The organism is Pseudomonas germanica, from assembly GCF_019614655.1.
GTDB classification, from domain to species: Bacteria; Pseudomonadota; Gammaproteobacteria; order Pseudomonadales; family Pseudomonadaceae; genus Aquipseudomonas; species Aquipseudomonas neuropathica.
On the sequence record NZ_CP071586.1, the window covers coordinates 5,856,287 to 5,874,190 of the forward strand.

General features: G+C 60.3%; 20 protein-coding genes. 12 read left to right on the plus strand and 8 right to left on the minus strand.

Annotated features, from left to right (window positions below; all coding sequences use genetic code 11):
• Positions 1-64: 64 nt before the first annotated feature.
• On the minus strand, positions 65-1,102 hold the full coding sequence (gene hemH, locus J0G10_RS25890; RefSeq protein ID WP_220556983.1) for a ferrochelatase: 1,038 nt from the start codon (positions 1,100-1,102) through the stop codon (positions 65-67).
• Between the two features lie 13 nt (positions 1,103-1,115).
• Positions 1,116-2,018 (minus strand): TIGR01777 family oxidoreductase, encoded by a 903-nt coding sequence (locus J0G10_RS25895; RefSeq protein WP_095125784.1) that lies wholly within the window; start codon positions 2,016-2,018, stop codon positions 1,116-1,118.
• Positions 2,019-2,215: 197 nt separating this feature from the next.
• Here J0G10_RS25895 and J0G10_RS25900 point away from each other — a divergent pair, with 197 nt between their 5' ends.
• The 12 genes from J0G10_RS25900 to J0G10_RS25955 all read left to right on the plus strand — a co-directional run bounded on the left by J0G10_RS25900 (position 2,216) and on the right by J0G10_RS25955 (position 12,348).
• Positions 2,216-3,202, plus strand: a complete 987-nt coding sequence (locus J0G10_RS25900; protein ID WP_095050619.1) for an NAD(P)/FAD-dependent oxidoreductase — start codon at positions 2,216-2,218, stop codon at positions 3,200-3,202.
• Positions 3,199-3,414, plus strand: coding sequence for a TIGR02450 family Trp-rich protein (locus tag J0G10_RS25905; protein ID WP_093441373.1), 216 nt, complete (start codon positions 3,199-3,201; stop codon positions 3,412-3,414). Before J0G10_RS25900 ends, J0G10_RS25905 begins: the two co-directional genes overlap by 4 nt.
• A 219-nt stretch (positions 3,415-3,633) precedes the next feature.
• Complete coding sequence (locus J0G10_RS25910; protein WP_095050617.1) at positions 3,634-4,596, plus strand: YbgA family protein; 963 nt, start codon at positions 3,634-3,636, stop codon at positions 4,594-4,596.
• Positions 4,596-5,537, plus strand: coding sequence for a MerR family transcriptional regulator (locus tag J0G10_RS25915; protein WP_095050616.1), 942 nt, complete (start codon positions 4,596-4,598; stop codon positions 5,535-5,537). Before J0G10_RS25910 ends, J0G10_RS25915 begins: the two co-directional genes overlap by 1 nt.
• Positions 5,538-5,557: 20 nt before the next feature.
• Positions 5,558-7,003, plus strand: a complete 1,446-nt coding sequence (gene phrB / locus J0G10_RS25920; RefSeq protein ID WP_220556984.1) for a deoxyribodipyrimidine photo-lyase — start codon at positions 5,558-5,560, stop codon at positions 7,001-7,003.
• The gene (locus tag J0G10_RS25925) at positions 6,996-7,418 is read left to right on the plus strand and encodes a nuclear transport factor 2 family protein (protein ID WP_093441392.1); all 423 of its coding nucleotides are present in this window, start codon (positions 6,996-6,998) and stop codon (positions 7,416-7,418) included. Before phrB ends, J0G10_RS25925 begins: the two co-directional genes overlap by 8 nt.
• Positions 7,415-8,197, plus strand: coding sequence for an SDR family NAD(P)-dependent oxidoreductase (locus J0G10_RS25930; RefSeq protein ID WP_093441397.1), 783 nt, complete (start codon positions 7,415-7,417; stop codon positions 8,195-8,197). Before J0G10_RS25925 ends, J0G10_RS25930 begins: the two co-directional genes overlap by 4 nt.
• Positions 8,194-9,441 carry an NAD(P)/FAD-dependent oxidoreductase gene (locus J0G10_RS25935; protein WP_220556985.1) on the plus strand — a complete coding sequence of 416 codons (1,248 nt, stop codon included), beginning with the start codon at positions 8,194-8,196 and terminating at the stop codon, positions 9,439-9,441. The genes J0G10_RS25930 and J0G10_RS25935 overlap by 4 nt, the downstream gene beginning before the upstream one ends.
• Positions 9,438-10,253: a DUF1365 domain-containing protein gene (locus J0G10_RS25940; RefSeq protein WP_095125790.1), complete on the plus strand. Its 816-nt coding sequence runs from the start codon at positions 9,438-9,440 to the stop codon at positions 10,251-10,253. The genes J0G10_RS25935 and J0G10_RS25940 overlap by 4 nt, the downstream gene beginning before the upstream one ends.
• Positions 10,240-11,505, plus strand: coding sequence for an SAM-dependent methyltransferase (locus J0G10_RS25945; protein WP_093441411.1), 1,266 nt, complete (start codon positions 10,240-10,242; stop codon positions 11,503-11,505). Before J0G10_RS25940 ends, J0G10_RS25945 begins: the two co-directional genes overlap by 14 nt.
• Positions 11,498-11,989, plus strand: a complete 492-nt coding sequence (locus J0G10_RS25950) for a DUF2878 domain-containing protein (protein WP_095050611.1) — start codon at positions 11,498-11,500, stop codon at positions 11,987-11,989. The genes J0G10_RS25945 and J0G10_RS25950 overlap by 8 nt, the downstream gene beginning before the upstream one ends.
• A 53-nt stretch (positions 11,990-12,042) precedes the next feature.
• Positions 12,043-12,348, plus strand: a complete 306-nt coding sequence (locus tag J0G10_RS25955; protein WP_077574517.1) for a YkgJ family cysteine cluster protein — start codon at positions 12,043-12,045, stop codon at positions 12,346-12,348.
• A gap of 132 nt (positions 12,349-12,480) precedes the next feature.
• On the opposite strand, the gene J0G10_RS25960 is transcribed toward J0G10_RS25955, so the two are convergent.
• The 6 genes from J0G10_RS25960 to hemA all read right to left on the minus strand — a co-directional run bounded on the left by J0G10_RS25960 (position 12,481) and on the right by hemA (position 17,841).
• Entirely contained in the window at positions 12,481-12,999 is a 519-nt protein-coding gene (locus J0G10_RS25960) for an acyloxyacyl hydrolase (RefSeq protein WP_220556986.1), read from the minus strand.
• A gap of 112 nt (positions 13,000-13,111) precedes the next feature.
• Positions 13,112-13,903 (minus strand): glutamate racemase, encoded by a 792-nt coding sequence (murI, locus tag J0G10_RS25965; protein WP_095050609.1) that lies wholly within the window; start codon positions 13,901-13,903, stop codon positions 13,112-13,114.
• Positions 13,896-14,651 (minus strand): molybdopterin-synthase adenylyltransferase MoeB, encoded by a 756-nt coding sequence (locus tag J0G10_RS25970; protein ID WP_095125793.1) that lies wholly within the window; start codon positions 14,649-14,651, stop codon positions 13,896-13,898. Before J0G10_RS25970 ends, murI begins: the two co-directional genes overlap by 8 nt.
• A complete protein-coding gene (gene prmC, locus J0G10_RS25975) occupies positions 14,645-15,475 on the minus strand; it encodes a peptide chain release factor N(5)-glutamine methyltransferase (RefSeq protein ID WP_220556987.1) in 831 nt (276 codons plus the stop codon). Before prmC ends, J0G10_RS25970 begins: the two co-directional genes overlap by 7 nt.
• On the minus strand, positions 15,476-16,558 hold the full coding sequence (gene prfA, locus J0G10_RS25980; RefSeq protein ID WP_095050606.1) for a peptide chain release factor 1: 1,083 nt from the start codon (positions 16,556-16,558) through the stop codon (positions 15,476-15,478).
• Positions 16,555-17,841, minus strand: a complete 1,287-nt coding sequence (gene hemA / locus J0G10_RS25985) for a glutamyl-tRNA reductase (protein ID WP_007951716.1) — start codon at positions 17,839-17,841, stop codon at positions 16,555-16,557. The genes prfA and hemA overlap by 4 nt, the downstream gene beginning before the upstream one ends.
• Positions 17,842-17,904 lie beyond the last annotated feature (63 nt).

Genomic DNA, 17,904 nt, shown 5'->3' on the forward strand with positions numbered 1-17,904 from the left:
GCTCTGCGTCCAGTGACGCGGAGCGTCACGGGCTGCGTTCCCACGCGGAGCGTGGGAACGATCATCACAGGGCCAGCGGCGCTCTTTCGCAGAGGGTTGCCAACGCCTTAGCCCATTGCCGGTCGTCATTCAGGCACGGCACCAGCACCAACTCTTCGCCCCCCGCTTCGCCCCCCGCTTCGCGGAACTGTTCCTTGCCGCGATCACCAATCTCTTCCAGCGTCTCGATGCAATCGGCGACAAACGCCGGGCACATCACCAGTATTTTCTTCACGCCGCTTTTCGCCAGCTCATCCAGCCGTGCCTCGGTGTAGGGTTCGATCCACTTGGCCCGGCCCAGACGCGACTGAAACGATACCGACCATTTGCCATCCGGCAGGCCCATGCGCTCAGCGAACAACGCCGCAGTACGCAGGCATTGCGCGCGATAACAGGTCGCCAATACCGCAGGCGAGGCGTTCTTGCAGCAGTCTTCATTCTTGAAGCAATGATTGCCGGTCGGATCGAGTTTGGTCAGGTGCCGCTCAGGCAGACCGTGGAAGCTCAGCAGCAAGTGATCGTAATCCTGCTGCAGATGCGGCCGGGCGCTTTCGACCAGCGCATCCAGGTATTCCGGCTGATCGTAGAACGGCTGCAGTACCGACAGTTGCACGTCGAGTTTCTTTTCGCGGATCACCCGCTTGGCTTCTTCGATCACTGTGGTCGTGGTGCTGTCGGCGAACTGTGGATACAGCGGTGCCAGCGTGATGCGCTTGTGCCCCGCCGCCACCAGTTTCAGCAGGCAGGTTTCAATCGACGGCTCACCATAACGCATCGCCAGCTCCACTGGCCCCTGCTTCCATTGCGCCTTCATCTGCTCTTGCAGGCGCCGGCTGAGCACCACCAGCGGTGAACCTTCGTCCCACCAGATCGACGCATAGGCGTGGGCCGACTGCTCCGGGCGCTTGATCAGGATCAGCGACACCAGCAAACGCCGCACCGGCCACGGCAGGTCGATCACGTACGGGTCCATCAGGAATTGATTGAGGTAGCGGCGCACATCGGCCACTGAGGTTGAGGCCGGGGAACCCAGGTTGACCAGAAGCAAGGCGTGATCGGTCATGCAACGTCCTATTTCAGAGGCGGCTGGAAAGATCGTCCAGGGCCGCGCGTAAATCCGTGAACTGGAAAGTGAAACCCGCTTCCAGCAAGCGTGCCGGCATAGCCTTCTGGCCGCCGAGCAACAGCAATGACATCTCACCGAGGCCGACCTTCAGCGCCAGGGTCGGCATCGGCATGAACGCCGGGCGGTGCAACACGCTGCCCAGCGTCTTGGCAAATTCGCGATTGCGCACAGGTTTCGGCGCGCACGCATTATAAGGACCACTGGCCTGATCACGATGCAGAAGAAAATCAATCAGGGCGATTTGATCGTTGATATGAATCCACGGCATCCACTGCCGGCCATTGCCCAAAGGCCCGCCGAGCCCGAGTTTGAACGGCAACAGCAAGCGCGACAAAAAGCCGCCCTCGGCCGACAGCACCAGACCCGTTCGCACCAGCACCACGCGAATGCCTTGTGTCTCGGCACGCTGTGCGGTTTCCTCCCAGGCAATACACAACTGACTGGCGAAGTCGTCGATCACCGGCGGCGAATCTTCAGTCAATTCGCGCTCACCGCCATCGCCATACCAGCCAATGGCTGATCCGGAGATCAGCAACGCTGGTTTCTGCGCGCGCGTGTCGAGCCAGGTCAACAGGGTTTCCGTGAGCGTGATACGGCTGCTCCACAGCAACGCTTTGCGTCGATGGGTCCACGGCCGATCGGCAATCGGCGCACCGGCAAGATTGATGATCGCGTCCACAGGCTCCTCGCCAAGGTCTTCCAGACGCGCAATACCCCGCACCTGCGCACCACAGATTTTCGCGACTTTCTCCGGTTTGCGGCTCCACACCGTCAAGCGATGCCCCTGCTCCAACCAGTATCGGCAGAGCGCACGTCCGATCAAACCAGTACCGCCGGTCAGCAATATGTGCATGACATCTTCCTCGCGTGGCGTTTAACCCGGATCACTAGTCTATTTTTAAAAGCAGGGATCTTTTCTATCGGGCAGGCTCTATTGTTTAACCATAGGCCAAGCTGTCAGATCGAGAACGCTAGAAGTTATACCAAAAAACAAAATTGTACAGGTTTCATCCACGGCGTAGTCTGTACAGAAAGGTAAACGAGGCCCCTATGACTGTACCTATCGCAATCATCGGCACCGGCATCGCCGGACTTTCCGCCGCCCAGGCTCTGACAGAGACCGGGCATACCGTGCAATTGTTCGATAAAAGTCGCGGCAGCGGCGGGCGCATGTCGAGCAAACGCAGCGACGCCGGTTCACTGGACATGGGCGCGCAATATTTCACCGCGCGTGATCGGCGCTTCGTCACCGAAGTGCAGCGCTGGCAAAGCCTGGGCTGGGTCGCCGAGTGGACACCGCAGCTCTACACGTATCAGGGCGGGCAACTGAATCTGTCGCCGGACGAGCAGACGCGCTGGGTCGGGACGCCACGCATGAGCGCCATCACTCGTGGACTGCTCGATGGCTTGGAAGTGCACTTTGCCTGCCGCATCACCGAGGTCTTTCGCGGTGAAGAACACTGGCATCTGCAGGACGCCGAAGGCTTCACCCATGGCCCGTTCAGCCACGTGGTGATCGCCACGCCGGCCCCTCAAGCGACAGCCTTGCTGGCCGCAGCCCCGAAACTTGCCGGGGCCGCCGCCGGGGTGAAAATGGACCCGACCTGGGCTGTCGCCCTCGCCTTCGACACACCGCTGGATACGCCCATTGAAGGCTGCTTCGTGCAGGACAGTCCGCTCGACTGGCTGGCACGCAACCGCAGCAAGCCCGGACGTGACAACAGCCTCGACACCTGGGTGCTGCATGCGAGCAGCGCGTGGAGCCGGCAGCACATCGATCTGTCCAAGGAAGCTGTGATCGAGCAACTGCACGGTGCTTTTGCCGAATTGCTGCACAGCGCCATGCCCGCGCCAACCTTCAGCCTCGCCCACCGCTGGCTCTACGCACGTCCGGCGACGGGCCACGAATGGGGCACCCTGGCCGATGCCGATCTGGGTTTGTATGCTTGCGGCGACTGGTGCCTGTCCGGGCGCGTCGAAGGCGCTTGGCTCAGTGGCCAGGAAGCTGCGCGACGCTTGCACGAACACCTGCAATGAACCGCATCAATCCGCGTAAATTGCTGCTGTCGAAATGGACAGCAGCCCACCCGCAGAATCGTGAAAAACACTTTCTGGTGACCGAGCTGTTTCGCGACGAGGAAGGCACGGTGCTGGAAGTTGAGTTGCAGGCGGTGTTGACCCAGCGTGCGGAGCGACTCGATTGGCAGACACTACAAAACAACGCTGAATGGCTGCAGGGCTGGAAGTAAATACCGTCCCCTGTGGGAGCGAGCTTGCTCGCGAAAACGGTGTGTCAATCAATGAATTTGTTGAATGTTAATCCGTATTCGCGAGCAAGCTCGCTCCCACAATGAACCGCGCTCAACCGAAAAAGTTATACAAACCATTTGACTTGTACACCCATGAATCTATGCTGAGCAAAGTTGTACAGAGATCAACCTCTGTACAGGTATGGATTCGAGGTGCCCATGTCTGACTCTTGCGCAGCCAAACCCAAAATCGCCATCAGCGCCTGCCTGCTGGGCGCCGAGGTGCGCTACAACGGTGGACACAAGGAATCCCGCCTGTGCAGCCGCACCCTCACCGAACATTTCGATTTCGTCCCGGTGTGTCCGGAAGTCGCGATCGGTATGGGCATCCCGCGCGAGCCGATCCGCCTTGTCGGCGAGGCCGAGCATCCGCAAGCGGTCGGCACGGTAAACCCGTCGATCAACGTCACTCAGCCATTGGCCGAGTACGGCACAAAAATGGCCGCCGAGCTGAATGACATCTGCGGCTACATCTTCATGCAGCAGTCGCCGTCCTGCGGCCTCGAACGGGTCAAGGTCTACCACGCCAACGGCGCCCCGGTGAACGGCGGCGGGCGCGGGATTTACGCCCAGGCGTTCTGCGCACAGCACCCGGATCTGCCCGTGGAAGAAGCCGGGCGCCTCAACGATCCGGTACTGCGTGAGAACTTCATCACCCGTGTGTTCGCCTACAGCGAATGGCAACAGGTCCTCGCCAATGGCCTGAGCCGTCGCGCCCTCACCGAATTCCATTCGCGCTACAAATACTTGCTGATGGCGCACAACCCACTGCAATACAAAACGCTGGGCAAGTTGTTGGGCAATATGGCCGACACCGATCCCGCCGAACTCGGCCCGCGCTATTTCAGCGAACTGATGGCCGCCCTGAAGAAATGTGCCACGCGCGGCACTCACAGCAATGTCCTGCTGCACATCAGCGGTTATCTGAAGCAGGCGATCAGCGCCGAAGACAAACAGGAAATGCAACACGTCATCGGCCAATACCGCCAGGGCATCGTGCCGCTGGTGGTGCCGTTGACGTTGCTCAAGCATCACTTTCGCCTCCATCCGGATTCCTACATCGCGCAACAGGTTTACCTGCAACCGCACCCGGAAAACCTCAGCCTGCGAAACGCAATCTAATGAACGACAAAATGGATACCAGCGCCCAGGAAGACCTTGGCGCGGATTTTAAGAAAGCCCTCGACGAGGGCTGGCTACCGATTCGCGAAGTCGCGCGGCAGACCGGCGTCAACGCGATCACCCTGCGCGCGTGGGAGCGCCGCTACGGGTTGGTCGTGCCACAACGCACGCCCAAGGGCCACCGACTATATTCGGCCGAACATGTGCAGCAAATCCTGACCATCCTCACCTGGCTTAATCGTGGTGTTGCCGTCAGTCAGGTCAAGCCGCTGCTCGACGCACCACAGGCGTTCAGCGAATCGGTGGAAAACGACTGGCAGCATTTGCGCCAGACATTGCTGGCGGCCGTCACGCAGCTCAATGAACGCAGCCTCGACGACAGCGTCAATCAGGCCATGGCGCTCTACCCGCCACGCACGCTGTGCGAGCAATTGCTGATGCCGCTGCTGGCGGAACTGGAGCAGCGCTGGCAAGGCCAGTTCGGCGCGCAGATGGAGCGGGTGTTCTTTTATTCGTGGCTACGCAGCAAATTCGGCACACGCATCTACCATAACAATCGTCAGCTACATGGCGCCCCGCTGTTGTTGATCAATCACTCCGACCTGCCACTGGAACCTCATCTGTGGCTGTGCGCGTGGCTGATCAGCAGCGCCGATTGTCCGGTGCAAGTGTTTGACTGGCCGCTGCCGGCCACCGAACTGGCGCTGGCGGTCGAACACCTGCAGGCCCGTGGCGTACTGCTGTATTCCAGCAAAGCCATGAACCTTGCGCAGTTGCCCAAGCTGTTGAACGGAGTCAGTTGCCCAAAAATGCTGGTCGGACCAACGGTATGCATCCACCACGCCGAGTTGTCCGTAAAAACCTCCGAGATGGCTGATGTGTTCCTGGCGGAAGACGCGCTTCTTGCGCACCAGGAACTCGTTCAGCGCGGGCTGATTTAATGGACGCCGTGAGTGCCGACATGCAATTGATCTGGCTGCGCAGCGACTTGCGCCAACATGACAACACCGCCCTCGCGGCCGCCGCAGCGCGCGGCCCGACGGTCGCCGTGTACCTGTTGAGTCCGCAGCAGTGGCTGGAACATGACGATGCGCCGTGCAAGGTCGACTTCTGGTTGCGCAACCTCGATGAGCTGAGCAAAAGCCTCGCCGCGTTGAATATTCCGTTGCTGATCCGTACTGCCGCGCATTGGGATCAAGCCCCAGCGGAACTGCTCAAGCTCTGTCGGCAACTGAAGATTGAAGCCGTCCACGTCAACGAAGAATATGGCGTCCATGAAAGCCGTCGCGATGCAGCGGTGGCGGACATGCTGAAGGCCGAGGGCATCACGTTTCACAGCTACCTTGATCAGTTGCTGTTCAAACCCGGCAGCGTGCTGACCAAGACCGAGAGTTACTTCAAGGTGTTCAGCCAGTTCCGCAAAGTCTGTTATGAACGCTTGCACCGCTCGATGCCTGCGTTGGTCAAGGCACCAGGCAAACAGGCAAAACTTGCCATCGACAGCGACCTGATTCCCGACTCCGTCAAAGGCTTCGCCACACCGAGCCAAACCCTGCGCGATCTGTGGCCGGCCGGCGAACAGGAAGCCCGGCGCCGTCTCGACACCTTCACCGACGCGCAGATCGACTACTACCAAAGCGAACGCGACTTCCCGGCCAAGCCCGGCACCAGTCAGCTCTCGGCATACCTCGCTGCCGGGGTGATTTCGCCGCGCCAATGCCTGCACGCCGCCCTGCAGAGCAATCAGGGCGAGTTCGAGAGCGGCAAGGTCGGTGCGGTTACCTGGATCAACGAGCTGCTGTGGCGCGAATTCTACAAGCATATTCTGGTCGGCTATCCACGGGTCTCGCGGCACCGCGCGTTTCGCCCGGAAACCGAAGCGCTGGCCTGGCGTGATGCGCCGGACGATCTCGCCGCGTGGCAAGAGGCGCGCACCGGTCTGCCGATTATCGACGCGGCCATGCGCCAATTGCTCGAAACCGGCTGGATGCACAATCGCCTGCGCATGATCGTGGCGATGTTCCTGACCAAAAACCTGCTGATCGACTGGCGCGAAGGCGAGCGTTTTTTCATGCGTCACCTGATTGATGGCGACTTGGCGGCGAACAACGGCGGCTGGCAATGGAGCTCGTCGACGGGCACCGATTCGGCTCCGTACTTCCGCATCTTCAATCCGTTGAGCCAGTCGGAAAAGTTCGACAGCGAAGGCCTGTTCATCAAGCACTGGCTACCGGAACTGGCGGCTCTCAACAAGAAAGAAGTGCACAACCCGGCCGACGTCGGTGGTTTGTTCGGCGTGGCGAACTACCCGTCGCCGATCGTCAACCTCAGCACTTCGCGCCAGCGCGCATTGGCCGCCTTCAAGAACCTGCCTTCGCGTACGTCTTCCGGAGGCGATGATGAGTGAATTCCTGCGCCGCTTCGCCCGGCAATTTTCAGCGTTGAACAAAGACAACCTGCAAAACCTCGGCGAGCTGTACAGCGATGACATTCACTTCACCGACCCACTGCACGAGGTGCAAGGGTTGGCGCAATTGCGCGACTACTTCGGCGAGCTGTACGCCAACGTCAGCGAACTGCGCTTCGATTTTCATGGTTTCGACCAGATCGGCGACTGCGAAGGCTACCTGCGTTGGGTCATGAGTTATCGCCATCCGCGCCTGGCGGGTGGCCGTGTGATTCGTGTCAGCGGCTGCTCGCACCTGCTTTGGCACGACAAGGTTTATCGCCATCGGGATTATTTCGATGCCGGGGCGCTGCTGTATGAACACTTGCCAGTATTGGGCCGGGTCATCGCCTGGCTGAAAAGGAGAATGGGATGAGTCGTACACCTCCACGGCGCTATTGGTTGACCGGGGCCAGCAGTGGCATCGGCGCGGCGCTGGCTGAAGAGATCCTGAAAACCGGTGCGCACCTGGCGGTCAGTTCCCGTCAGATCGCCCCGCTCAAGGTCTTGTCGCAACGCTATCCGGGGCAAGTTCTGGTGGTGCCGGGGGACCTGACCAACAGCCAGACGGTTCGCGAAATCGGCGAGCAGATCGCCACGGATTGGGGTTCGCTGGATTCGGTGATTCTCAACGCCGGCACCTGCGAGTACGTCGATGCCAAGCAGTTCGACGCCTCGATCATCGAGCATGTGGTGCGCACCAACCTGCTCGCCAGCAGCTACTGCATCGAGGCCGCGCTGCCGCTGCTGCGCAAAGGCACCGCGCCGCATCTGATCGGCGTGGCCAGTTCGGTCACCTACCTGCCGCTGCCACGGGCCGAAGCCTACGGCGCCTCGAAGGCCGGATTGCGTTACCTGTTCGAATCGCTGCGCATCGATCTGGCCGACGAAGGCATTGAAGTCACCGTGGTCAGCCCCGGTTTTGTGGAAACACCGCTGACCGCGAAAAACGATTTCCCCATGCCGTTGAGCTGGCCTGTGGATAAAGCCGCGCGGCACATCTTCGCCAAGCTCAAAGATCGGCCATTGGAAATCGCCTTCCCGGCGCTGTTCATGGCCGCGCTGTGGCCGCTGTCGAAACTGCCGGCACGCGTGCAACTGGCCATCGGCAAGCGCATGGTGCGCAAGTCGCCTCCGCTGACGGATCCGACATGAAAATTGCCATCGTCGGCAGCGGCATCGCCGGGCTTACCTGCGCTTACCTGCTCAATCGCCGCCATGAAGTGACGGTGTTCGAGGCGGGCGACTGGGTCGGTGGCCACACGCACACGGTAGACGTCACCGTCGCAGGGCAGCCCTACGCCGTGGACACCGGCTTCATCGTGTTCAATGACTGGACCTACCCGAACTTTATCCGCCTCCTCGGCCAGCTTGGCGTGGCGTTCAAACCGACCGAAATGAGTTTTTCGGTAACCGACCCGGACACCGGCCTGGAATACAACGGCAACAGCCTCAACAGCCTCTTCGCCCAGCGCAGCAATCTGTTGTCGCCGGGGTTCTGGGGCATGTTGCGCGACATCCTGCGCTTCAATAAAGAAGCCCAGCGTGACCTCGTCGAACTGCGCATTGCCGCCGACACCACCCTCGACGAATACCTCAAGGCCGGCGGCTACGGCGAACGTTTCATCCTGCATTACATCGTGCCGATGGGTTCGGCGATCTGGTCGATGCCGATGGCGGAAATGCTCAACTTCCCCCTGCAGTTTTTTGTGCGGTTCTTCAAGAATCACGGGCTGTTGTCAGTCAGTGATCGGCCGCAATGGCAAGTCATCGAAGGCGGCTCGAGCGCTTACATCGCGCCACTGACGGCCGCGTTCAAGGACAGGATTCGGCTCAATTGTCCGGTCACCCGGGTCGATCGCGATGTGCATGGCGTAGTTATCCACAGCCCGGCAGGCCTCGAGCATTTCGATCGGGTGGTGTTCGCCTGTCACAGTGACCAGGCGCTGAAACTGCTGGCGGTGCCCAGCGAAGCCGAACGCGCGATCCTCGGTGCCCTGCCCTATGCCGACAACGAAGTAGTGCTGCACACCGACACGCGTTTGCTGCCAACGCGCAAACTTGCCTGGGCCAGCTGGAACTATCGACTCAGCGGCGCTGGCCATACTCACGCCGCCGTCACCTACGACATGAACATTCTGCAGGGCATTCAGAGCGACACCACGTTCTGCGTCAGCCTCAATCAGAGTGCCGGCATCAGCCCCGACAAAGTGCTTGCCCGCTACACCTACGCCCACCCGCAGTTCAGCCTCGCGGCCGTGGCCGCGCAGCAGCGCTGGGGCGAGCTGGATGGCGCGCAACACACACATTATTGCGGCGCCTATTGGGCCAACGGTTTCCATGAGGACGGTGTCGTCAGCGCCTTGCGCGTGGCCGCCGCGTTCGGGGAAAGCTTATGAACAGCGCCCTGTATAGCGGCTGGATCGGCCATCGGCGTTTTTCGCCGCGCCGCCATGAATTCCGTTACCGGATCGGCTTGCTCTACCTCGATCTCAGCGAACAGGACGCCGTGCTTGCACTGTCGCCGCTGGCCGGACGCAGTCGCTTTGCGCCGTTTTCATTTCGCGAGACTGACTACCTGAAGACCTTTACCGGCCGTGGCATACGCCTGATCGATGCCGTACGCCAGCAGGTCGGCATCGCCATCGGCCACGAACCGCAAGGCTCGATCTGCCTGCTGACCCAGGCGCGCAGTTGGGGGCTGTCGTTCAACCCGGTGAGTTTCTTTTACTGCCATGAGGCGGACGGGCAACTGGCGGCGATCGTCTGTGAAGTCACCAACACGCCGTGGGGCGAGCGCTATCACTATGTGTTGCCGGCGCGCCCGCCGGTCAATCTGCAGGATTTCCATCAGCACTTTGCCGTGGCCAAAGCCTTTCACGTTTCGCCGTTTCTGCCGCGCGATCTCGAATACCGCATGAGCTTCAGCCCCGCCGCGCAAAAACTCGGCGTGCACATGGCTGACTGGCAGGGCGAGCACAAACTGTTCGACGCGACGCTCAATCTGCAACGCGAAAGCCTCGACCGGCGCAGCCTGCATCGTTACCTGCGGCGCTTTCCGTGGATGACCGCGAAAACCGCCCTGGCCATTTACTGGCAAGCGCTGCGACTGCTGCTCAAACGCGCACCGATTTTTGCTCATCAGACTGCCGACGGCAGTTTTCAAACAGCCACTGTGCCTCCCAAGGAGCACCGCCATGAAATCCTCTAGTCTGTCGGTCAGTCGGCTCAGCACCAACGGTTTGACCGGGTCGCTGCTGCGCCGTGGCGTGCTGCGCCAATTGGCTCAGTTGAAAAACGGGCAACTGTTGGTGGTCGAGGACGGCGAACGCCTGATGTTCGGTACCCCGGGCAGTGCTTTGCTCGGGGAAATCCATGTGCTCGATCCGGCCGTCTGGGGCATGGTTGCCGGGAACGGTTCGATTGGCGCCGGCGAGGCCTTTATCCACGGCTACTGGAGTTCGCCGGATCTGACGGCCGTGGTCCGCGTGTTCGTCAGCAACCTCGACGTGCTCGATGCCATGGAGGGCGGTCTGGCCCGTCTCAGCCGGCCGTTGGTGCAAGGTCTGCACTGGCTCAACCGCAACACGCGCAAGGGTTCGCAGAAGAACATCGCCGCGCACTACGACCTTGGCAACGATCTGTTCGAGCAGTTTCTCGACCCGACCATGATGTATTCCGCAGCGCAATTCCTGACCCCGGAAGACAGCCTCGAACAGGCACAACTGAACAAACTGGAGCGGATCTGTCAGAAGCTCGCGCTGCAACCCAGCGACCATTTGCTGGAGATCGGCACCGGCTGGGGCAGCATGGCGCTGTATGCCGCGCAACATTATGGCTGCCGCGTGACCACCACGACCCTGTCGAAAGAGCAGTACGCGTTTACCGCGCAACGCATCGAACAACTGGGTTTGCAGGATCGCGTCACGCTGTTGCTCAAGGACTACCGCGACCTGACCGGCGAATACGACAAACTGGTGTCGATCGAGATGATCGAAGCCGTCGGCCACCGCTTCCTGCCGACCTACTTCAAACAGTGCGCGCAGTTGCTCAAGAGCAACGGCCTGATGTTGATCCAGGCGATCACCATCCGCGAGCAGCGTTACGAACAGGCCAAGCGCGGCGTCGATTTCATCCAGCGCTACATCTTCCCCGGCGGCGCCCTGCCCTGCGTGCAGAAAATGCTCGAAGTGGTCGGCCGCGACACCGACATGAACCTGCTGCACATGGAAGATTTCGGCCTGCACTACGCCCGCACCCTGCGCCTGTGGCACGAGAACTTCCGCCGCGCCCATGGCCGCTTGAGCGAACTGGGCTATGACGATTATTTCCTGCGGCTGTGGGAGTTTTACCTGTGTTACTGCGAGGGCGGTTTCCTCGAACGCACCATCGGCACCGCGCAGTTGCTACTGGCCAAACCCGCCGCAATGACTGCGCCGCTGCTCGGACGCTTCGATGCTTGAGCGTGTCGCCAATGCCGTACTGTTCCAGATCGGCTGGCTGACTTGCGTGCTCGGCGGCAACAGCCTGTGGTTGCTGGTCGCGCTGGCGGTGCTGGTGATCCATCTGTGCTGGGTCAGCAGTTGGGCGGCTGAGGGGCGTTTGATCCTCAGCGTGGTGATTGTCGGCACCGCTGTCGACAGTGTGTTGCGCGGTGCCGGGGTGTTCGCGTTTCAGGATCAGTCGCCGCTAATTCCGTTGTGGCTGATGTTGCTCTGGGCGTTGTTGGCGACCACCTTGCGCCATTGCCTGGCTTGGAGCGCGCGGCCCTGGTGGCTGGCGAGCTTACTCGGCGCTGTCGGCGGCGCGCTGTCGTATTACGCTGGCGGGCGCCTGGCCGGGGTGCAATTTCCCTATGGCGAACTGCCGACGCTGATCGGTATCGGCCTGCTCTGGGCGCTGCTGTTTCCGTTGCTGCATACGATGGCTCGGCGGCTGGCGCACTGAGCGTCTGTCAGACCTTTCACACGTGTGCCGGCCACTGCCTTACACTGCCGACCATGAAGACCATTCCCCACCAACAAATCACGGAACCGGCGGTCACTTGCTCGACCTGCGCGGCGTGTTGTTGCCAGCTCGAAGTGATGCTGATCACCGACACTGGCGTGCCTGATCGCTTTATCGATACCGATGAGTGGGGCGGCGAAGTGATGCTGCGTCTGGATGACGGCTGGTGCGCGGCGCTGGATCGCGACACGATGATGTGCACGATCTATGAGAAGCGTCCGCTGATTTGCCGCGAGTTCGAGATGGGCGCGCCGGAGTGCATTGAAGAACGCAAAGGCATCACGACTGCCTACCGCTGATCACAAGAACACCCCAAAACAAATGTAGGAGTGAGCCTGCTCGCGATAGCGGTCTTTCATTCAACATCTTCGTTGAACATGAAACAGCTTTCGCGAGCAGGCTCGCTCCCACAGGGGTCAAGCGTTTAGCCGTTAGAGCGGCATCGTGTAATGCAGCGAGTAACTTTCTACACCGTCGTTGTCACTGGCCAGACCGGCGTTGGAATAGTGCGTCGCACGAATCCCGACTTCATGTCCGCCATCGAAACGCAGACCAAAACCGAAGCGGTCTTCGAACTGGAAAGAGCCGCCGAGATTATTGGATTCGTACTTGGTATTGGAGAACGCGGCTACGCCGATCCCCGCCTCGACATACGGTTTGACCGATTCACCGGCAAACTCATAAACAAATACCGGCGAGAACGACAGGCTGTTGTTACTGGAGGTCTTGTCGCCTTCCCAGTAGGTGTAAGCCCCGCTCCAGTAACCGGTCAGGCGACCGACGTCACTTTGCAGCCAGCTCTTGTCCCAGTCGAAATTCATGCCCAAGCGGTACGTCATGGTCGAGTCGCTGGTGGCCCCCACCGCAAACTCAACACCTGCCGCTTGTGCAGTAATACTTTGCCCCATCAGTGCGGCCGCAATCGCGGCCAAGCAGAATAGTCGCTTCACGTTGAAACTTCCTTTTCCGGAACGATCGTTTGGTTTTCTAGATAACTCTTCGCTATAGAAGCTGGCGCCTACTTAGAAGTTCAGCTGATTTTTTAGTTATTTCACAATTTTTTTACAAGTCGAAGTTTTGCACTTCGCCAGCGTTTTGTCCGAGCAGTGGCAGGATGTTTTTGAAGTACTCAGGATCGGCGCTGGTCCAGAATCTGACCGGTTGGTTCGGGCCGACAGCGAGCAAATCGCGCTCCGCCAAAAGCCGCTGAAGTTGCCGCGCCACAGCAGCGCCAGTATCGATCAGGCTAATGTCCGCGGGGATCATCGACTTGAGCATCGGCTTGAGAAAGGGATAGTGGGTGCAGCCCAAAATGATCGTGTCGCAACCGCTGGCCAACAGTGGCTCGACATACCCTTGCAGCAACTGGCGCAACTCGGCGCTGTGCAGATCGCCGCTTTCAATCAGCTCGACCAGACCGGGACATGGCTGAGTAATCACGCGCACGTCGGTGGCAAAGCGATCAAGCAGTGCGGCGAACTTGGCGCTCTGCAACGTGCCGGTGGTGGCGAGCACACCGACCACTCCGCTGCGGGTCGCGGCAGCGGCAGGTTTGACCGCAGGCTCCATGCCGACAAGCGGCCAGTCAGGGAAATCACGGCGTAGATCGGCGACACCCGCGACCGTCGCAGTATTGCACGCGATGACCAAGGCCTTGGCGCCTTGCTCGCGGAAAAACCCGGCCATCACGCTGCAGCGCTGGCGAATGAATTCAGGGGTTTTCTCACCGTAGGGAATGTGCCCGCAATCAGCGACATAGAGCAGCGATTCATTGGGTAGCAAACGCTGGATTTCCGCCAGTACCGACAAGCCGCCGACGCCGGAGTCGAACACGCCGATCGGCGCTTCACGCATGGCGCGGACCACAGACGCTGCAACCCGGATCGCGTTTGACCCGCAACTCGCGGAAACGCGAACCGAGGGCATCGATCAACAACAAGCGCCCCACCAGTGGTTCGCCAAAACCGACCAAAACCTTCAAAGCTTCCAGTGCTTGCAGGCTGCCAACCAGGCCGACCAGCGGCCCGACCACACCGGCTTCGCTGCAAGTCAGTTCGGCTTCGCTGCCGTGCCCATATAAACAGTGGTAACACGGACTCTCGGCACGACGCGGGTCGAACACCGACAACTGCCCTTCCAGCCGAATCGCCGCGCCACTGACCAAAGGTTTGCACGCCGCCACACACGCGGCGTTGACCGCTTCGCGGGTGGAAAAATTATCGGAACAGTCGAGCACCAGATCCACCGCCGCCACGGCAGCAGCGAGAGAATCCTCGTCCAGTGCCTGACGATGAGCGATCAGTTGGATTTCTGGATTGATCGCCGTCAAACGCTTGAGCGCCGAGTCGACCTTGCTCATACCGACGCTGTCGGTGTCGTGAATAATCTGGCGTTGCAGGTTGGTCAGATCGACCGTGTCGAAATCCGCCAGATGCAATTCACCGACACCCGCCGCCGCGAGATACAAGGCAACCGGTGCACCGAGACCGCCGAGGCCGACGATCAACACGCGACTGTCCTTGAGCTTCAGTTGCCCATCGATGTCGATGTGTTGCAGCAGAATCTGCCGGCTGTAGCGCAGCAATTCCTGATCATTCAGCACGGCAGGCGCCCCAGACTGATGCGTTGATGGCCGCCCAGATCGGTGCGGCTGTGGACCTCTTCAAAACCGCGCGTGAACAGCAAATCGCGCACGGCTTCGGCTTGATCATAGCCGTGTTCGAGCATCAGCCAGCCAGCGGCCTCCAGATGTTCCGGAGCCTGCGCGACGATCAAACGCAGATCGTCGAGTCCATCCTCACCGGCAACCAGCGCACTGGCCGGTTCGAAGCGCACATCGCCCTCGACCAGATGCGGATCGGCCGCAGCGATGTACGGCGGATTGCTGATGATCAACTGGAAACGCTGACCTTCCAGCGCGCTGAACCAATGACTGCTCAGCACCGTGGCGTTGTTCAAATGCAGACGCTGACGATTGCGTTCGGCCAAGGCCACGGCTTCGAGTACGCGATCCACGGCAGTGACTTTCCACGCCGGACGTTCGCTGGCCAAGGCCAACGCAATTGCGCCACTGCCAGTGCCGAGGTCGAGCACTTTGGCCGGCGTCGCGGGGAGCAACTCCAGCGCCGCTTCCACCAGCAATTCAGTGTCAGGACGCGGAATCAGCGTGTGCGGCGCGACTTCAAGATCGAGTTTCCAGAAGCCCTGCTGCCCGAGAATATAAGCCACCGGTTCACCGCTACGGCGGCGTTGCAAGTACTCGGCAAAAGTCAGCGCCGCTTCGCTCGGCACGATGCGCTCGGGCCAGGTGTGCAGAAAACTGCGCGATTTGCCCAGTGCAGCGGCGAGAAGCAACTCGGCATCCAGACGCGCAGTCGGTGAATCCGGCAATTGCGCGGCACGCAACAGGCTGGCAATGATGGTCATTTATTCACCTATCGCTGCGAGTTGGTCAGCCTGGTATTCGGCCAGCAATGGCTCGATCACCGCTTCAACGCCACCGGCAAGAATTTCGTCAAGGGAGTACAGGGTCAGGTTGACGCGATGGTCAGTGACCCGGCCCTGAGCAAAGTTGTAGGTACGAATTCGCTCGGAACGGTCGCCCGAGCCAACCAGCAATTTACGCTCGCTGGCGATCGCGTTGGCCGCCGCTGCGGTTTGCTGATCGTTGAGTTTGGCCGACAGCCAGGCCATCGCCCGAGCGCGGTTCTTGTGCTGGGAACGTTCTTCCTGACACTCGACGACAGTGCCGGTCGGTATGTGCGTGATGCGGATCGCCGAGTCGGTGGTGTTAACGTGCTGACCGCCGGCCCCGGAGGAGCGGAACGTATCGACGCGCAAATCCGCCGGGTTGATCTCGATGGCTTCGCGCTCGTCCGGCTCGGGCAATACCGCCACGGTGCAGGCCGAGGTGTGGATACGGCCCTGTGATTCGGTAGCAGGCACGCGCTGTACGCGGTGCGCACCGGATTCGAATTTCAGCTTGCCGTAAACGTTGTCGCCTTCGATGCGGGCGATGACTTCTTTATAGCCACCGTGTTCGCCTTCGTTTTCCGACAGGATCTCGACACGCCAGCCGCGCCGCTCGGCGTAACGCGAGTACATGCGGAACAGGTCGCCGGAGAAGATCGCCGCCTCGTCGCCACCGGTGCCGGCACGGATTTCGAGAAAGACGTTACGGCCGTCGTTGGGATCCTTGGGCAGCAACATGCGTTGCAGGTCGGCTTCCAGGGTGATCAGCAATTCCTTGGCTTCGCGGACTTCTTCCACGGCCATTTCACGCATGTCCGGGTCGCTGTCCTTGAGCAGCGCCTGCGCGCCTTCAAGATCGCTTTGTACGCTGAGCAGCTTTTTATAGCCTTGTACCACCGGCTCAAGTTCGGCGTATTCCTTGGAATAAGCGCGGAATTTGGCCTGATCGGCAATGACTTCGCCGTCGCCGAGCAGCGCGGTCAGTTCCTCGAAACGGTCCTGGAGGATGTCCAGCTTATTGAGCAGTGACGCTTTCATTGCGGTTTTTTATCCGAAAAGCTATCCGGTGAGCCCTCGAGGGCAAAGAGTTCCTGGGCCATGGCCAGCGCATCGAGGCGGCCTTCGGCAGAAAGCTTTTTCAGTTGCACACTGGGCGCATGCAACAGTTTATTGGTCAGGCCACGGGCCAGTTGTCCGAGCACGTCTTCGGCGTTGCCGCCATTGGCCAGCAGGCGCAGGGCTTTTTGCAGCTCCTCGTCGCGCAGGCGTTCGCTTTGTTGACGATAGGCCTTGAGCACATCGACCGCCGCCAGTTCGCGCAGGCGCACCATGAAATCGTCAGCGCCGACCGAGACCATCTCTTCGGCGGCTTGCGCTGCGCCTTGGCGGCTCTTGAGGTTTTCGGCGACCACTTCGTGGAGATCGTCAACGCTGTAGAGGTAAACGTCGTCCAACTCGCCGACTTCCGGCTCGATATCCCGGGGAACGGCGATGTCGACCATAAAGATCGGTTTGTGCTTGCGCAGTTTCAATGCGCTTTCCACCGCGCCCTTGCCAAGAATCGGCAACTGACTGGCGGTTGAACTGATGACGATATCGCTGCGCACCAGTTCGGCCGGGATGTCCGAGAGCAACACCGCGTGAGCACCGAACTGCTCGGCCAGCAGACTGGCCCGTTCCAGAGTGCGGTTGGCAACGACGATGCGCTTGACGCCCAGTTCGTGCAAATGGCGGGCGACCAAAGTGATGGTCTCGCCGGCGCCGATCAACAAAGCCTGACTGCGCTGCAAATCACTGAAAATCTGCTTGGCCAGGCTGACGGCGGCAAACGCCACTGATACCGGGTTTTCACCGATGGCGGTGTCGGTGCGTACCTGTTTGGCGGCATTGAAGGTTGCCTGAAACAGCCGCCCCAGCAGCGGCCCGATGGTGCCGGCCTCGCGGGCCACGGCGTAGGCCGATTTCATTTGACCGAGAATTTGCGGCTCGCCCAGCACCAGCGAGTCGAGCCCGGAGGCGACGCGCATCATGTGACGAACTGCCGCATCATCTTCATGCACATAAGCACTCGCGCGCAGCTCATCGAGGCTTAAATGGTGATAGTCGGCCAGCCAGCGCAGCACGATATCGGCCGAAAGCTGATCCTGTTCTATATAAAGCTCACTGCGATTGCAGGTGGAGAGGATCGCAGCTTCGCGGCTGTCGGTCAGTCGGCAGAGCTGCTGCAAGGCCTCCACCAGCTGTTCAGGAGTAAAAGCCACGCGCTCGCGGACGTCTACTGAAGCAGTCTTGTGGTTGATACCGAGTGCAAGGAAGGCCATTCAAGGTCGCTGATGGTGACGTGAAGCCGGCAATTGTCCACCTTCGAAAGATTCAGAACAACT

Bases quoted from the DNA above. Each gene is read 5' to 3' on its own strand.
- phrB (WP_220556984.1), top strand. From the start codon at position 5,558: ATGCAATTGATCTGGCTGCGCAGCGACTTGCGCCAACATGACAACACC.
- J0G10_RS25955 (WP_077574517.1), top strand. From the start codon at position 12,043: ATGAAGACCATTCCCCACCAACAAATCACGGAACCGGCGGTCACTTGC.
- J0G10_RS25900 (WP_095050619.1), top strand. From the start codon at position 2,216: ATGACTGTACCTATCGCAATCATCGGCACCGGCATCGCCGGACTTTCC.
- J0G10_RS25895 (WP_095125784.1), bottom strand. From the start codon at position 2,018: ATGCACATATTGCTGACCGGCGGTACTGGTTTGATCGGACGTGCGCTC.
- J0G10_RS25945 (WP_093441411.1), top strand. From the start codon at position 10,240: ATGAAATCCTCTAGTCTGTCGGTCAGTCGGCTCAGCACCAACGGTTTG.
- hemA (WP_007951716.1), bottom strand. From the start codon at position 17,841: ATGGCCTTCCTTGCACTCGGTATCAACCACAAGACTGCTTCAGTAGAC.
- J0G10_RS25910 (WP_095050617.1), top strand. From the start codon at position 3,634: ATGTCTGACTCTTGCGCAGCCAAACCCAAAATCGCCATCAGCGCCTGC.
- J0G10_RS25940 (WP_095125790.1), top strand. From the start codon at position 9,438: ATGAACAGCGCCCTGTATAGCGGCTGGATCGGCCATCGGCGTTTTTCG.
- J0G10_RS25930 (WP_093441397.1), top strand. From the start codon at position 7,415: ATGAGTCGTACACCTCCACGGCGCTATTGGTTGACCGGGGCCAGCAGT.
- J0G10_RS25915 (WP_095050616.1), top strand. From the start codon at position 4,596: ATGAACGACAAAATGGATACCAGCGCCCAGGAAGACCTTGGCGCGGAT.
- prmC (WP_220556987.1), bottom strand. From the start codon at position 15,475: ATGACCATCATTGCCAGCCTGTTGCGTGCCGCGCAATTGCCGGATTCA.
- prfA (WP_095050606.1), bottom strand. From the start codon at position 16,558: ATGAAAGCGTCACTGCTCAATAAGCTGGACATCCTCCAGGACCGTTTC.
- murI (WP_095050609.1), bottom strand. From the start codon at position 13,903: ATGCGTGAAGCGCCGATCGGCGTGTTCGACTCCGGCGTCGGCGGCTTG.
- J0G10_RS25905 (WP_093441373.1), top strand. From the start codon at position 3,199: ATGAACCGCATCAATCCGCGTAAATTGCTGCTGTCGAAATGGACAGCA.
- J0G10_RS25950 (WP_095050611.1), top strand. From the start codon at position 11,498: ATGCTTGAGCGTGTCGCCAATGCCGTACTGTTCCAGATCGGCTGGCTG.
- J0G10_RS25935 (WP_220556985.1), top strand. From the start codon at position 8,194: ATGAAAATTGCCATCGTCGGCAGCGGCATCGCCGGGCTTACCTGCGCT.
- J0G10_RS25925 (WP_093441392.1), top strand. From the start codon at position 6,996: ATGAGTGAATTCCTGCGCCGCTTCGCCCGGCAATTTTCAGCGTTGAAC.
- hemH (WP_220556983.1), bottom strand. From the start codon at position 1,102: ATGACCGATCACGCCTTGCTTCTGGTCAACCTGGGTTCCCCGGCCTCA.